We start from the raw sequence: 15,917 nt of genomic DNA on the forward strand, positions 1-15,917 counted from the left end.
GCAACTTAAACTAAAAAAATGCTCTCATTGTTTAATGAGAGCATTTTTTTATAATCTAGTAACTATCAATTAAGAATCGCTTTTCAATACTGTTTCTAAGTATTTTACGTGCCTCCTTCAAATCTTTCTCCACTTCACTAAGCTTGGCATCTCTAATATTTGCAATCTCATTTACAGTAAAGCCCTCATTTGCAAAAAGCTGAAAAATTGTTCTCATGCGTGAATCCATCTTATCAAGCACTAATTGCACATGGCGTGCAATGCGATCTTTATTCAAAGAAGCATCTAATTTTTCTGCAAGTTCTTTTTCCTCATCCGTAATAAAAACATGGTCAAGGGTATAATCATCCTTATGTAAGGATCTGTCATCCATTTCTTCTAACATCACAAAATCACCATCACCGTCTCTGCTATATTTTTCTTCCATAGCTTCCCACTCTGGTTTTGAATAGGTGTCTATATTATCAAAGAATACATGATCAAATTCTTCTTCTACCAAACTGTCTTCCAATAACTGATCTACTTTTTTAAAGAGAAAAGTATGTAGTTCGTTTCCATTTTTTATTTCCCCTAAATTGTCATAGACCTCAATAAATAATTGATCCGTAAAATCATTCGGCTTAAACATGCCTTTATTCAATTTTCCCTTGGTTACTGCGCTATTCAATCGTTTAGCTACATAACTATATATTTTTGGCAGAATTTTTAAAAGCTCTTTATTAAACGACTCTTGATTATTCTCACTTTTATATGAGACTAATCTAGAATACGTTTCTTTCATTATAACTCGCATATCATTTATTTCTATTTTCATAATTCTAAACTTAAAGGATTAATACCAATATAAAAGTGCAACCTTATTCGTGCAATTAATATGATTAATATCAGTATATTCAAGTAGGCTTTAATCTAATTTAGTCTTAACTATCGGTAATATCAGCCCTAGATATATGCATTAATAACTGTTTATGAATAGCCCCACAGATTTCGGAATATCTGGTCTTACCGATAAAGAAGTTAGCACTTCACGAGAAAAATGTGGCTCAAATACCTTCAACTTCAAAAAAGAAAATAGCTTTTTAGACGCCCTTAAAAGCATCGCTAAAGAACCCATGGTACTGTTATTACTGGTTGCTTCCTCTGTATATTTCATAACTGGTAACTGGGGAGATGGTATTTTTTTAGCTTCTGCCATTATTCTTGTTGGATCTATATCACTTTATCAAGATTCTAGAAGTAGAAAAGCCTTAGAAAATCTTAAAAATCTAACATATCCCAAAAGTAAGGTGATACGTAATGGAGCGATTGTTGAAATTAATAGTCAAGACATAGTTGTTGGTGATTATCTGATGGTAGAGGAAGGTACCACCATCTCTGCCGATGGAACCATTGTACATTCAAATGATTTCTCGGTCAATGAATCTGTTTTAACAGGAGAATCGCTTTCCATTTATAAAGACTTTTCTAGTTCGGATAATTCAATCTTTACAGGAAGTACGGTCGCCAGCGGATTAGCCATCGCCAAAATCACCGCTATTGGAAATTTAACGAAACTTGGAAAAATAGGAAAAAGCCTTGAGGGAATAACCGAGGGAAAAACTCCCTTAGAACTAAAAATTTACAACTTCGTAAAATTGATGTCTATTTGGGGAGGAGCTGTATTTCTATTGGTTTGGATAATCAACTATCTGCGTTCAGGAGTAATACTCAACAGTCTATTACAGGCCCTTACCTTGGCCATGAGTATTCTACCTGAAGAAATTCCTGTTGCATTTACCACTTTTATGGCTTTAGGTGCCTGGCGACTTATGAAAATGGGCATTGTTGTAAAGCAAATGAAAACCGTAGAAACACTAGGTAGCGCAACTGTTATTTGCGTTGATAAAACCGGTACCATTACCCAAAATAAAATGGCCTTGGCCAAACTTTTCACCTTAGAAACGGGGCAAGTAATAAATGCCGATGAAAATTTAGAAACCAAAGAGAAGGATTTAATTACTATGGCAATGTGGGCCAGCGAACCTATACCATTTGACCCAATGGAAATTGCCCTCCATAATGCCTATGGAAAATTATCCACTATAGATGAACGTCCAAACTATAAGATGGTTCATGAATATCCATTAAGTGGTAAACCGCCCATGATGACCCATATATTTGAAAACTCAAAGGGCAACCTAATCGTAGCCACCAAGGGAGCTCCCGAAGCAATAATTGCGGTATCTGACCTAACATGTTCAGAAATAGAAATACTGCAAGAAACTATTTTAAATTTAGGAAAAGATGGTTATAGGTTATTAGCGGTAGGCAAAGGCAATTTTACCGGAAAAGAATACCCCAAACAACAACAAGATCTTAAATTTGATTTTAAAGGTATCGTTGCCTTTTACGACCCGCCAAAAGAAAATATTTCTCAAGTACTTAAAGAATTTGAAAGTGCAGGTATTCAGGTAAAACTGGTTACAGGAGACAATGCCAATACAGCTATTGCCATTGCTAAACAAATCAATTTCAAAGGTTATGAAAAATGTATATCGGGTGATGAATTAATGCGACTAACAGATGTAGAATTACAAGAGAAAGTCAAGGATATTAATGTTTTCTCCAGGATGTTCCCCGATGCAAAATTGCGAATTGTAAATGCGTTTAAGAAAAATAACGAGGTAGTTGCCATGACTGGCGATGGTGTCAATGACGGTCCCGCATTAAAAGCTTCTCATATTGGCATTGCCATGGGAAAAAAAGGTACTGAGATAGCAAAACAGGCAGCATCTCTAATTTTAGTAGATGATGACCTCTCTAAAATGGTGGATGCCATTGCTATGGGTAGAAAAATTTACACCAATTTGAAAAAGGCTATTCAGTATATTATTTCTATTCACATTCCAATAATTCTTACCGTATTTATACCGTTAGCCTTACAATGGATCTATCCGAATATATTCTCGCCCTCTCATGTCATCATACTCGAATTGATTATGGGACCAACATGTTCTATCATATTTGAAAATGAACCTTTGGAAAAGAATTTAATGTTCAAAAAACCCAGACCATTTTCCACCACATTTTTTAATTACAAAGAATTAGCTACTAGTATTATACAAGGTCTCATTATAACATTAGGGGCACTTTTAGTATATCAATATTCGGTTGCATCGGGTTTATCAGAAAGTATCACTAGAACAATGGTATTTATGGTTTTGATATTTGCAAATATCTTTTTAACCTTAGTAAATCGTTCTTTTTACTATTCCATTTTCACCACCTTAAATTACAAAAACCCCTTGGTTTCATTAATCATTGGAATTACACTAACACTTTCATTATTATTACTTTACACCCCACCCATTACACACTTTCTTGAATTTGAAAGTCTATCCATTAATCAATTGGGAATATCCTTATTAGCAGGTGGCGTCTCAGTACTTTGGTATGAATTGGTAAAATGGGTGAAACGTTCAAAAAGTAAGAATTAAGGTTAATTATAATTTTTCACCAAAAGCCAAATCACCGGCATCGCCAATACCTGGTAAAATATAACCCCGTGAATTTAATTCTGGATCAATGGCGGCAATCCATAAATGGGTATGCTCCGGAAAGATTTTGTCTATATACGCAATACCCTGCTGAGACCCTATCACTGAGATGATATGAATAGCTGAAGGAGTACCATGTTCTTTCAATGCCAATAGTACGTTTTCCAAAGTTCTACCGGTAGCTAACATAGGATCTGTGAGTACTAATATTTTACCTTCTAAAGATGGAGCGGCAAAATATTTTACGATTACCTCAAAATTATCGCTATTGCCTTCATGCTTTCGAAAAGCAGAAATAAAACCATTCTCGGCGGTATCAAAATAATTAAGAAGTCCTTGATGCAGCGGTAAACCAGCCCTTAGAATAGAACATATAACCAATTGATCTTGATTCAGGTTCATTTTCTTTCTACCTAAGGGTGTTTTTACCATTGCCGGACTATAGCCTAATTCTTTACTGAATTCATACCCTAGAACCTCCCCTATCCGTTCAATATTTCGCCGAAAACGCATTGCATCTTTTTGAACTTTCGAATCACGTATTTCTGAAACGAACTGATTAAGAATTGAATTTTCCTTTCCTAAATTATGAACTATCATGAATGCTGATTTTATTTCTAAAGTACTATTTTAAAATACAAAACTTGAATATATCAATGTTACCATCTATATATTCAAGTCTTAAATTATTTACGCTTTTGTAGAATTACCGTTTAGGCATTCAACATTCCACCATCAATCGGGTGTGTACAGCCCGTAATGAACTTACTTTCATCAGATGCCAAAAACAATGCATATTCACCAATCTCTTTTGAAGTAGCATAACGCCCAAAAGGCACGGCTGCCGTAAAACTATCCTTAACAGCATCTGGACTTTCGGGAGACATATCACTTTCTATTCTGCGCATCATATCATTATCTACCGGACCCGGGTGTATCGTATTTACCCGTATTTTTTTTGTTGCATTTTCGGCCGCAGCAACTCTCATTATACCCACAACTGCATGTTTAGTAGCAACATATGCACCTAAACCTGCAAATCCTTTTAAGCCTGCTACTGAAGATGTAATAATGACACTACCCCCTTCTTCCATCTTTGGAATAATATATTGACAACCCAACCATACTCCTTTTAAGTTTACAGCAATTACTTTATCGAATACATCTTCTGGGTATTCTGAAATAGGACTTGAAGTACCTTCAATACCTGCATTGGCAAAGAATATATCAATTTTACCAAAGGTTTTTAATGAATGGTTCAAAAACTTAATTGTATCCTCCTTTTTAGAAACATCTGCCTTAAAATAAGAAATGTTCTTATTATTTAACTTAGCACGTGATTTTTCAATTGCTTCAGAATTTGTATCAACTAAAACTACCTTGGCGCCATGCTCTAGAAATAGGTTTGCCGTTGCTAAACCAATGCCTCCAGTACCTCCGGTGATAATAGCAACCTTACCTTTTAATCTTTCCATGTGTATTAATTTTTTGTTTACAATTTTACTATCGACCAACCCTTACCTACTTTTTTAGTGGCCACCAAATTTTCATTTATAATTTTAGCTCCAATTTCAGGCATTTCATATCGCTTAATCGTCATTTGTATATGGTCTCTTTTTTCAAAATAATCTGTTATCTCACCAGCAGTATTTAAACGGACATCAAAAAACTTAAACTCATAAATCTTTAATTTAAATTCATTTTCACCCTTAAAATTCTTATCGAAAAGTACAGCGGTGGTATACCCATTCTTAAACGGAAAAACATTTAAAAACTGAGGTTCTATAACCACTTCTCCGGTTTTATTAATGAAACCAAATACAGGCACACCATCTTCTACCGTACGCTTAATAAGGCACAAGCCTTCATTAAACATTGGGTATTTTACACCTAATACATCTGTTTTGGTTACGTCAACTTTTGGGTTTGTATAAATGTCATCTCGAAAATCAATTACCATATCTCCCTCTTCATTAATAAAACCCCATTGTTGGCCTTTACGAACTGCTGCCAAACCTTCACTAAAAGGAGCTATTTCATCAATACTTTGTAAAACTTGTGCCGTTATGGGTAGTGCCACCAATATGGTGAATACCCATAGAAATATTCTTTTTTTCATGATTTCTATATTTTATTTGTTTCACCAAAGTAGGCTGTTCATTATCAAATTACTATGACGAATATCAGTCATCGAGATTGAATGAAGATTGATCGTATTGGTTTATCTAAATAAGAGTTCAATTTTTGAAAGAAGTATTAATTCAGACTTATTTTTACCTGCATAGGCGTTTGCCATTGCAGTGGCTGTATCTAAAGTCAACCTTTTTATATCAGGTGTAAATATCTTTGCATGTTCCGTATAAAACTCCTTAAACTGTTTAAAACAATCTTTAGCTTCTTTCTCATACTCCAAACACCAGTCAAAGGTAGTTTCAATTCTAAATGCGGCATCTGAACCATATTCATCTTCAACAGCGTCAATATCTAACCAATAACTACGAATGTAAGACCGTAGATGATCAACTTCTTTTGTGTGCACAGTACCATCTGTACTAGCCATTGCATAGAACAATTTTCCTAAATTTTCATAAAGCTCGATACCAAATTTTTGTGAGTTTACCATATCTTAAAATTTGAAATTAATATTTAGAAAAATTACTTTTATAATACCTAATTTACTATGATAATTATCAGTTAAGGATTATATTTAAAAATGAATGTTTTTGAAAAAAACAGTAATATTTTCAATCTATTATCAGAAGGGATTTCTGAGGGTATAATTGTCGTAAATAGGAAACAAGAAATTGTAACCAACAATTCTTCTACCGAAGAAATGTTCGGTTATGATAAAGATGAACTCATCGGTAAAACTTTAGATTGCATAATACCTAAAAGATACCACCAAAATCATTCAAATCACTTTTCTAGTTTTATGGAGAAAAGTGAAAAAAGAAAAATGGGTAATGGTCGCGATTTAAGTGGCCTTAGAAAGAATGGGGAAGAATTTCCTGTTGAGGCTGGTTTAAACCCTTTCGTACTTTATGGAAATACGTATGTTATGGCATTGGTTACCGACATTACAGATCGTAAAAATTACACTCAAAATCTTGAACAAATTGTTCAAGAACGTACAAAGCAATTGACCGATGCTCTCGAAAAAGAAAAAGAACTAAACGAGCTTAAGACCCGATTTTTGTCATTGGTATCACATGAGTTTAAAACACCTTTGAGTAGTATACTCACCTCAGTAACCTTATTTTCAAAGTACAAGGATACCGAGCAACAAGATAAACGTGACAAGCATGTTAATATCATTAAATCTAAAGTGAAACAGTTAGATACCATTCTCAACGATTTTCTTTCTGTTGAACGTCTAGAATCGGGAAAAGTCAATTATTCCATTGAAGAATTTCCGTTAAGCAAATTAGTAAACGAGGTTGTATATGATGCCAATATGCTTTTAAAAGCCGGACAAAATATTCGTTATCCAGACAATATAGATGCAGTGCTTATTACCTTTGATGAAAAAACTTTAGCCTTAGCACTTTCCAATTTACTGCATAATGCCGTTAAATATTCGTCTGAAGACTCTACTATTAAAATTCTTTACAAAGTGGAAAAAGAATTCCTGATTTTGGAAGTTATCGATGAAGGTATAGGTATACCCGAAGAACAGCATAAGTATATTTTTGATCGTTATTTTAGGGCTGAAAATGCATTGTTGAACCAAGGTACAGGTATAGGTTTAAATATAGCCAAGCAACATCTTGAAAATTTAGGTGCAACACTCACTTTTGAAAGTAAAGAAAATATAGGCTCAACTTTTACAATCCATATTCCAAAAAATATAAAAACCAACTATTAATGAAGACTATTTTATTAATTGAAGATGATAAAATTTTGCGTGAAAACACAGAAGAACTTTTAGAACTTTCTGGTTATCAAGTTCTTACTGCAGCAAATGGTAAAATTGGAATTGCAAGCGCAAAAGAAACACTACCCGATTTAATTGTATGTGATATTATGATGCCCGAAGTTGATGGGTATGGTGTTTTAGAGGCACTATCAAGCGAAAAAAGTACACTACATATTCCATTTATTTTTCTTTCTGCCATTACAGAACATAAAGATATTCGAAAAGGAATGGACCTTGGTGCCGATGATTATTTAACCAAACCTTTTGAAGAAGAAGAATTAATAAGTGCCATTGAAAGCCGAATGGCTAAAGCTAAATTACTTCACGACATTAACATCAACAAACAAAAAAAAGTTGACGACCCTAATGAAATCGGAAACCTTAATCAACTTAAAAATTACTTTGACGATAATGGCGAGGTAATTAAAATAAATGAAGGAGATACCATCTACCATGAAGGCATGCGTTCTACCAATGTATATCTTATTTTAAAAGGTGTCGTAAAGTGCCATACCATGGATCAGGATGGAAAAGAACTTATAACCTCTTTATATCATGCCGATGATTTTTTAGGTTTCACCTCATTCATGAATAATGTTGTGAATCAAGAAACAGCTACTGCTTTAGAACCATTAGAACTAGCTTCTATAACTAAAGAGCAATTACATCAAATTGTTTCTGAAAACCACACTATTCCCTTAGAATTAATGGCTCTTTTATCTGATAATATTTCAGACATTAAACATCAACTTTTACAAATGGCATATAGTTCGGTTCGTAAAAAAACAGCTCAAACCTTATTGCAATTTGCCGAAATCATGAATAATGATGCCTCTGAGCCTATAAGAATATCTCGTGCCGATCTAGCCAGTGTTGCAGGTATCGCTACTGAAAGTTTAATTAGAACGCTTTCTGGTTTTAAAAAGGAAGGGCTTATTGAAATTGAAGGTAGAAACATACGTATAAAAGAACTTAAGGTGCTTAAATATGTTACCTAATATTTCTTATTTTAAATATCCTGCATGATAAATATCATAGGTTTTCTTTTGGCTCTCAAATACTTTTAGAGTGCAAAAAGAAACTATGGAACATATTTTAATTCCTACCGATTTTTCAAGTAATGCAAATCATGCTATTTCGTATGCTTTACGACTTTTTAAATGTGAGCGTACGAATTTTTATTTTGTTCGTGCTTATGCAGATGAAGTATATAGCCCTTTTCATAACGTAGATAATGATTCATTTGAAGACGAAAAACAAGCCATTGAAAAAAGTTCTGAGAATAAATTAAGTAAGCTTGTAAAGGAAATTAAAGAGCGAACCCAAAATCCTAAACATCATTACGAGACCATCACATCATTTAAATCGTTGGTAGATGCTGTCAAAAATATTGTGAACATCAAAAATATTGACCTCACGATTATGGGCACAAAAGGTAAAACCGCAAGCTCTAAAATAACGTTCGGTAGTAATACAATTCAAGTATTTAAATATGTGAAGTGTCCGGTTTTAGCGATTCCAGACGGGTACGCATATAGTCAACCAAAAAAGATTCTTTTTCCCAGCGACTATATGTTACCATATAGAAGAGAACTTAAAATTTTAGATATGTTGGCAGCACAATTTAAAGCAAAAATATTCAGCTTTTATATATCTGATTTTGAAGATTTAAGCTTAAGACAATTAGTTAATAAGAAGTTTTTAAAAGAATCACTACTTAACGCTATACTATCGTTTGTTATAAAGCCTGCAGAGAATAGGGCAAAAGCTATAATGACCTATATTAAAGATAATTCTATAGATCTTTTGGTTATGGTTAATTCTAGACATTTATTTTTAGAAGAAATGCTATACCGTTCTACGATTGATGAAATCGGACTAACCTCTAAAGTTCCTTTTTTAGTAATTCAAAATTTACCAAGGTAATCTTAAAAAAAAATCAAATGAAGAAGATAGTATTAACAACAGATTTTTCAGAAAATTCCTGGAATGCAATTTTTACAGCTTTAAAAATATATGCAGATGTAGATTGTCATTTTTACCTATTGCATGCTTATGAGCCTTCAACATTAAACTTATTAGGAACTAAAAGCCAACAACGGTTAGGTGTAATTTATGATTCACTTTCAAAGCATTCTGAACAAGAATTAGAAGAAATGCTCAAGTATTTTGAGATTAACCATAAAAACCCTAAGCATAAATTTACCACGGTATCTAAATCAGAGACTTTAGAGGAAGCTGTTAAGGATATAATTAGCAAGAATGATATTGATATATTAATGATGGGTACACAAGGTGCTACAGGGGCTAAAGAGGTTTTCTTAGGAAGTAATACGGTTAAAGTATTAAAAACAGTAAAAAACATTCCAATTTATGCCATACCTAGTGGATTCAATTTTCAAAAACTACATACTATAATTTTTGCTACAGATTTCACTAAACCCTTCAAAAAAAACGAACTAAACATGATCATAGAACTTGCCAAACTTTGGAAAGCTCAAATCGAAATTGTTCATGTGGCCATAGAATTTAATTTGAACGATGCCCAAAATACGAACAAGACCATATTGAAAGAAAGATTTGCAGGGTTAGATTATCAATTTAAAAATGTACCATTTGAAATAAATATATCTCATAGTATAGATGCATATGCTGGGAATATAGATTCTTGTATTCTAAGTATTATTTGTCATCAACATACCTTCTGGGAAAAAATTATAGGAGAAGCCGTAATTAAAAAAATAGCCTTTCATTCTAATATTCCCGTAATCTTTTTACCTCAATAAATTTTAAAATATTTTTTTTATTACTAATAATCATTATAATGAAAAACATACTAATCCCAACTGATTTTTCAGAAAACGCATGGAATGCTTTACTTTATGGAATTTCGTTTTTCAAAAAAACACACTGTACATTTCATATTGTGCATATAAATTCTATCAATACCAATACAAGTGGCGAAACCGCTATGTTTCTATCGCCAGAGATTTTGGAAGAAAGTATATTGGTAGAAAGTAAAGAGAAGCTTAACAGGTTAATGAGTAAAATTGAGCATTTACCCTTAAATGTTAAACATGAATTTAAGACAATTGCACTATATGGTTTTTTAACCGACCATATAAAACAGCAAGTCAAAGAGAAAAAAATTGACTTGATAATTATGGGCACCAAAGGTTCTACTGGATTAAAATCAGTATCTATTGGTAGCAATACCGGTGATGTAATCACAAAAGTGCCTTGCACTATTTTAGCTGTACCTGAACATGCCGTTTATTCTGGCATAAAGGAAATAGGCTTCCCTTCAGATTTTCAAATAACGTATGACCATAAAATTTTAGAAACTCTAAAAGATGTTCTATTGCTTAAAAAATCTACTTTACGCTTACTTTATGTATCGCTTAAAAATGAAAAAATAAGCCCTAATCAAGAAAACAATAAAAGAATTTTAATGGAATATTTTAAAGATATTGAATGCTCATTTCATATAGTTACAGGTAAGAAAATCGATGAATCAATTCAGTGTTTTACCGAGAGTAGAAACCTAGATATGTTAGTTATGGTTGCTAAAAATCTTAATTTCTTAGAACGTATTCTTTTTAGACCTACAGTAGAAAAAATAAGTTATCATACTAAAGTACCATTTCTCGTTATTCACGAGTCGTAAATTTAATTTATTCTAAAAAAGTATATTAGAAACATATCTTGAATTAGGTAAATTCAATTATGGCTTTTTTGATATCGTCTTTTTGTATCATGCCAGATTGTCGCCATAGTGGTTCTCCATTTTTAAATATCAATAGTGTAGGCAAACTTTTGATTTTATATCTACGAGCAAGCTTTTTTTTGGCTTCAACATCTATTTCTACCACGTTTAGATTTTCTCCCATTTCCTCATCAATTTGTTCAAGAATTGGTGTCATTAATTTGCATGGGGTACACCAATTTGCATAAAAATGGACTAATGAAGGAATATCTGAACCTATATTTTTTTTGAAACTCTTTTTCATAGGGCACTTTTTGATGATTAATAATAAGTAATTTCTGTAGCAATGAACCTGACGAATATCATACTATAATTCATCAACAGTACTTAATTTCAATTCATAAAATAATAAAACTATGACACGTATTTTATTACCCACAGATTTTTCTGAAAACTCCTTAACTGCAATTCGTTATGGACTAACGCTGTATAAGGATATAAAATGCACTTTCTATCTTTTGAATAGCTACATGCCACCTGTTTACCATACCGAATACCTAATGGGTAGCCCTGCCCAAATTGGCCTAGGAGACATCGTTAAAGAGAATTCTATGAATGATCTTAAAGATTTAAAGAAAAAACTACTAAAGGATTTTGAAAATCCTTTACACACTTTTATTACCCACTCTGCACTAAACGTACTTTCTAGTGAAGTTGCCAGAACTGTCGAAGCTGAAGGTATCGATATAGTAATTATGGGCACACAGGGCGCAACTGGAGCGAAAGAAATTTTATTTGGCACCAATACCGTACACATAATCAAAAATGCTAAATGTCCTGTTTTAGTTATACCTTCTGGCTTTGATTATGAAGTGCCAGAACAGATACTTTTTCCAAACGACTTTGAAATCGAGTTAGACAAAAACAGTTTATCACAGCTATTGAAAATTGTAAATACACACGTATCCCAAGTAAATGTCTTGCATGTTTTTACGGGTGATGAACTTAACCCTGTACAACTAAAGCATAAAGAAAAACTAGCAAAGATTTTGACAAAAAACGCCTTGTTTCATGAAGTTCCAAGCAATGAAATTATTGCCGCAATAAATGAGTTTCAAGTAAAGCAAAAGATAAATATGCTAGTCATGGTTCAAAACAAACACACCTTTCTTGAGCGTTTATTTATTGAGCCAATTATTAAGAAAATAGGTTTTCATGTTACCATTCCTTTCATGGTAATACCACAGTTATAATTATGGAAATTAAAAACTTATTAGTATTCACAGACTTTTTTAATGAAGCCCAAAATACACGCTTTTACGCTACACAAATTTTTAAGTCGTAACAATGCTCCTTTCACAGCATGCTATATATGATGACCTAGGGTCATAGTAAGGCACGAGAAATGTGATTTTTATAGGTAAAAAATTATCAAGATTTCTAAATATATCGCAAGAAAATCTTAAAGAAACAGTTCATAAAATTGTTCTCGACACGGGCATAAAAAACACAAGTTCAATACCATATTAAGCAAAGAACTATATCTAGCATAACTTTTCAAACTATTGACAGTCTTGAAATAGACCTTATAGTTATGGGTGCCAAATATAAAACTAGTGCAAAAAAAATTGTTCATGGGTAGTAATAAAATAAAACTATCCAATACCATTACACCATGTTCTATGCTAGCCCTACCAAGAAAGATTGCCAACCAACCAATTGTGAAATTGCCTTTATCACCGGCTATAAGAAAGGCTTTGTTAAAAATACCTTAACAATGCCTATCAATTGCTTCTATTGTCGATACCGCAATAAGGTTACTACATATCAACGAAGAAGAAATAATGTACTCAATTAAGATTTGTAATAAAAATTCATTAAAAAAATGTCAGAAAAAACGCAACCAGTTTTGATGATATTTGGAATTATTCAGATAAGGCCAAGGCAATTCAAGATTTTTTAATTCAGCGAAATAGAAAATGTTTGCAATGGCCTATTACAAAAAAACTTCTTCGATAGGCAATTCTACGAATCGATTGATATGGTTAAGTAGTTATGGATTATCGTACCCTTTTAAATTGTACACATTAATGACTGATATTTATCATAGTTATTTATCTGATTGAAAGATATATTTAACGAACAATATAATTATGTTAACTATGAATAAACGTATTCTTATACCCACAGATTTTTCCAAGAATGCTTTGAATGCCATTCGTTATACTATTGATCTGTATGCCAAATTAAATTGTGATTTCTATTTTTTGAATGTATATGATTTTGAAAAATATACTACAAACAGTTTAAATATTCCTGAAGAAGGAAGCGCTGAATTTGAACTGGCAAAAGCATCTTCTGAAAAGAATTTTGTGAAATTATTAGATAGCATTGCATTACACAACGAAAACCCTAAGCACAATTATTATACTAAATCTACATACAATTTCTTATCTGAAGCCATCAAAAAATTGATAGCGGAAAAAGATATTGAATTGGTTGCCATGGGTACTAAAGGAGCTACAGGCTCAAAAGGTGTGCTTTTTGGAAGTAACACGGTAATGGCTATGGAAAAAATAAGGGAATGCCCTGTTTTGGCAATACCAGAAAATATTTCATTTAAAGCTCCTAAAGAAATAGTTTTTCCAACAGATTATAAGGACACCTTTAAAAGAACAGAACTTAATTATCTAATAGAAATAGGAAAGATGTTCAATGCTGAAATAGCCATATTACATTTAAATAAGAAAAAAGAGCTTTCTGAAACGCAATTAGAAAATCAGCAATTACTTAAAACGATTTTAGACGAGGTCAATTATAATTTCTATACGCTATCAGAAAGTCATTTAGGAAAAGGAATACAAACTTTTGTTGAAAGTAGAAATAGTGATATGGTCGCTTTTATTAACCGTAAACATCTATTTTTTGGTAGTGTATTTTCAAGACCACTTGTAAAAGAAATTGGCTATGATAGTAAAGTGCCCATATTGGCACTTCACTAATATTAATCTTAAAACATAAAACATGCAAAAAGCTGGTATTTGGATCGATAGTAAACATGCACATATTATTCGTCTGGCGAAAGAAGAAGAAACATTGGAAACCATAAATTCTGAAATTGAATTCTTCAATAGAACAGGTACAGGTAGTACAGGTATAAAATCTGGTGTTACACAAGATGTAACCCATGAAAGAAAATATTTAGAAAAAGAAAAAGCCCAATTTAAAAACTACTTTAATTCTATTGCTAAAGCCGTTTCCGATTGTGATGAATTAATGATTTTTGGGCCTGCAGATATTAATGAAAAATTAAAAAAAGAATTATCACAACATCACAAATCGTTATTTGGTAAACTAAAAGCAGCAGAAAAAGCAGATAGCATGACCGAAAACCAAATGAAGGCCTATGTTAGAAATTTTTTTAGACATAAATAGTTGGTTGGTTAATGTCTAAAATCGAAACCGTCAAAGAAGTTATTTCATTGACGGTTTTTTAAAATTTTATTATAGATTCATTTATACCGTTTTTGAAAATCAGATGGTAATTAAAGTGAATAAATTGATTATGTGAGTTTTATCAAGCATCATAATCCTTGGCCTTGTTAGAAAAATACTTAAAAAAGAATTGATAGTATATCTGTGATATATAAGGTTAAAAAGGGAAGAGTTCGCAGAGCATTACTAAATAGAAAACTCGAATATGGAACGAGCCATCGCAAAGAGTTTAACCAATAATTGGATTTAATTAAAAATAAGATTTATTACAGACTATAAACGTAAAAGGAATACAAAAAATACCCTTTTAAACCTATAGAAAAAGCTATGTTAAAAACGAATGGTAAACTAACCTTGGCTTCTACTATGACACAATTACTTCAAAAACCACCTATAGATATTAATCTAAAAAAGTAATATGGATACATACAATACTATCAATATCATAAAATCTTCAGGACAAAAAGTGAAATTTTCGTTAGATAAGCTTCGTAATTCTTTAAAACATAGCGGTGCAAATCATGAGCAGGTAGAAGAAATTGTAAGTAGAGTAAATGATGAACTTTATGAAGGTATAACGACTAATGAGATTTACAATAGAGCTTACTCACTACTTAAAAAAACCAAATCTGTTTTTGCATCAAAATATAAGCTCAAGAAGGCTATTTATGAACTAGGACCTACAGGTTTTCCGTTCGAACGTTTTGTGGGTGCAATTTTACAATATTCGGGTTACACGGTCAAAGTTGATATTGTTTTGAATGGCGTTTGTGTTACCCATGAAATTGATGTTGTAGCAGAAAAAAATGATACGATCACCATAATAGAATGCAAATTTCATAATGAAGAAGGTCGAAATTGCAATGTTAAAGTTCCACTTTACATTCATTCTAGATATAACGATGTAAAAGCATATTGGGTTACTAATAGTTATAATACAAAGCCTCTAAATAAAGGCTGGGTAGTTACTAATACTCGATTTACAGAAGATGCAATTAAGTATGGAAAATGTGCTGACCTCTATCTTTTAAGCTGGGATTACCCTACCAAAGATGGACTTAAAGATAGAATTGACAGACTTGGTCTTTACCCTATTACAGTCTCTGGCCTATTAACTAATAGAGAAAAGCAATTTTTATTAAGTAGAAATGTTGTTTTATGTCGACAACTTATAAAAGATAAATTCTTTCTGGATCATTTGGGTATTTCTAACTCAAGAAAAACTAAAATTTTAGATGAAATAGAACAACTCTGTCAAACTTAA

General features: G+C 32.3%; 16 protein-coding genes. 10 read left to right on the forward strand and 6 right to left on the reverse strand.

Annotation, left to right across the window (positions count from 1 at the left end):
• Positions 1–55: 55 nt before the first annotated feature.
• Positions 56–814, reverse strand: a complete 759-nt coding sequence (locus tag AACZ41_RS07435) for a sigma-70 family RNA polymerase sigma factor (protein WP_339627751.1) — start codon at positions 812–814, stop codon at positions 56–58.
• 154 nt (positions 815–968) lie between these two features.
• Here AACZ41_RS07435 and AACZ41_RS07440 point away from each other — a divergent pair, with 154 nt between their 5' ends.
• Entirely contained in the window at positions 969–3,476 is a 2,508-nt protein-coding gene (locus AACZ41_RS07440; protein ID WP_339627752.1) for a cation-translocating P-type ATPase, read from the forward strand.
• A gap of 6 nt (positions 3,477–3,482) precedes the next feature.
• Here AACZ41_RS07440 and upp read toward each other — a convergent pair whose 3' ends face one another.
• From upp to AACZ41_RS07460, 4 genes are all read right to left on the reverse strand, one after another.
• Positions 3,483–4,136 carry a uracil phosphoribosyltransferase gene (gene upp, locus AACZ41_RS07445; RefSeq protein ID WP_339627753.1) on the reverse strand — a complete coding sequence of 218 codons (654 nt, stop codon included), beginning with the start codon at positions 4,134–4,136 and terminating at the stop codon, positions 3,483–3,485.
• Positions 4,137–4,249: 113 nt separating this feature from the next.
• Positions 4,250–5,011: an SDR family NAD(P)-dependent oxidoreductase gene (locus AACZ41_RS07450; protein ID WP_339627754.1), complete on the reverse strand. Its 762-nt coding sequence runs from the start codon at positions 5,009–5,011 to the stop codon at positions 4,250–4,252.
• Positions 5,012–5,028: 17 nt separating this feature from the next.
• Entirely contained in the window at positions 5,029–5,655 is a 627-nt protein-coding gene (locus AACZ41_RS07455; RefSeq protein WP_339627755.1) for a WG repeat-containing protein, read from the reverse strand.
• A 102-nt stretch (positions 5,656–5,757) separates the two neighbouring features.
• On the reverse strand, positions 5,758–6,159 hold the full coding sequence (locus tag AACZ41_RS07460; RefSeq protein ID WP_339627756.1) for a hypothetical protein: 402 nt from the start codon (positions 6,157–6,159) through the stop codon (positions 5,758–5,760).
• Between the two features lie 90 nt (positions 6,160–6,249).
• Between AACZ41_RS07460 and AACZ41_RS07465 the strand changes: the two genes are divergently transcribed.
• The 5 genes from AACZ41_RS07465 to AACZ41_RS07485 all read left to right on the forward strand — a co-directional run bounded on the left by AACZ41_RS07465 (position 6,250) and on the right by AACZ41_RS07485 (position 11,119).
• Positions 6,250–7,401, forward strand: a complete 1,152-nt coding sequence (locus AACZ41_RS07465) for a PAS domain-containing sensor histidine kinase (protein ID WP_339627757.1) — start codon at positions 6,250–6,252, stop codon at positions 7,399–7,401.
• The gene (locus AACZ41_RS07470; protein ID WP_339627758.1) at positions 7,401–8,450 is read left to right on the forward strand and encodes a response regulator; all 1,050 of its coding nucleotides are present in this window, start codon (positions 7,401–7,403) and stop codon (positions 8,448–8,450) included. The genes AACZ41_RS07465 and AACZ41_RS07470 overlap by 1 nt, the downstream gene beginning before the upstream one ends.
• Positions 8,451–8,535: 85 nt before the next feature.
• A complete protein-coding gene (locus AACZ41_RS07475; RefSeq protein WP_339627759.1) occupies positions 8,536–9,378 on the forward strand; it encodes a universal stress protein in 843 nt (280 codons plus the stop codon).
• 17 nt (positions 9,379–9,395) lie between these two features.
• The gene (locus AACZ41_RS07480) at positions 9,396–10,238 is read left to right on the forward strand and encodes a universal stress protein (protein ID WP_339627760.1); all 843 of its coding nucleotides are present in this window, start codon (positions 9,396–9,398) and stop codon (positions 10,236–10,238) included.
• A gap of 38 nt (positions 10,239–10,276) precedes the next feature.
• Positions 10,277–11,119, forward strand: coding sequence for a universal stress protein (locus AACZ41_RS07485; protein WP_339627761.1), 843 nt, complete (start codon positions 10,277–10,279; stop codon positions 11,117–11,119).
• Positions 11,120–11,162: 43 nt separating this feature from the next.
• Here AACZ41_RS07485 and trxA read toward each other — a convergent pair whose 3' ends face one another.
• A complete protein-coding gene (trxA, locus tag AACZ41_RS07490; RefSeq protein ID WP_339627762.1) occupies positions 11,163–11,462 on the reverse strand; it encodes a thioredoxin in 300 nt (99 codons plus the stop codon).
• A gap of 112 nt (positions 11,463–11,574) precedes the next feature.
• Here trxA and AACZ41_RS07495 point away from each other — a divergent pair, with 112 nt between their 5' ends.
• The 4 genes from AACZ41_RS07495 to AACZ41_RS07510 all read left to right on the forward strand — a co-directional run bounded on the left by AACZ41_RS07495 (position 11,575) and on the right by AACZ41_RS07510 (position 15,917).
• Positions 11,575–12,411, forward strand: coding sequence for a universal stress protein (locus AACZ41_RS07495; protein WP_339627763.1), 837 nt, complete (start codon positions 11,575–11,577; stop codon positions 12,409–12,411).
• 909 nt (positions 12,412–13,320) lie between these two features.
• Positions 13,321–14,160 (forward strand): universal stress protein, encoded by an 840-nt coding sequence (locus tag AACZ41_RS07500; protein WP_339627764.1) that lies wholly within the window; start codon positions 13,321–13,323, stop codon positions 14,158–14,160.
• A gap of 22 nt (positions 14,161–14,182) precedes the next feature.
• Positions 14,183–14,593 carry a hypothetical protein gene (locus AACZ41_RS07505; protein ID WP_339627765.1) on the forward strand — a complete coding sequence of 137 codons (411 nt, stop codon included), beginning with the start codon at positions 14,183–14,185 and terminating at the stop codon, positions 14,591–14,593.
• A gap of 478 nt (positions 14,594–15,071) precedes the next feature.
• Positions 15,072–15,917 carry an ATP cone domain-containing protein gene (locus AACZ41_RS07510; protein ID WP_339627766.1) on the forward strand — a complete coding sequence of 282 codons (846 nt, stop codon included), beginning with the start codon at positions 15,072–15,074 and terminating at the stop codon, positions 15,915–15,917.

It is taken from the genome of uncultured Maribacter sp. (assembly GCF_963974015.1).
In the GTDB taxonomy this organism is placed as follows: domain Bacteria; phylum Bacteroidota; class Bacteroidia; order Flavobacteriales; family Flavobacteriaceae; genus Maribacter.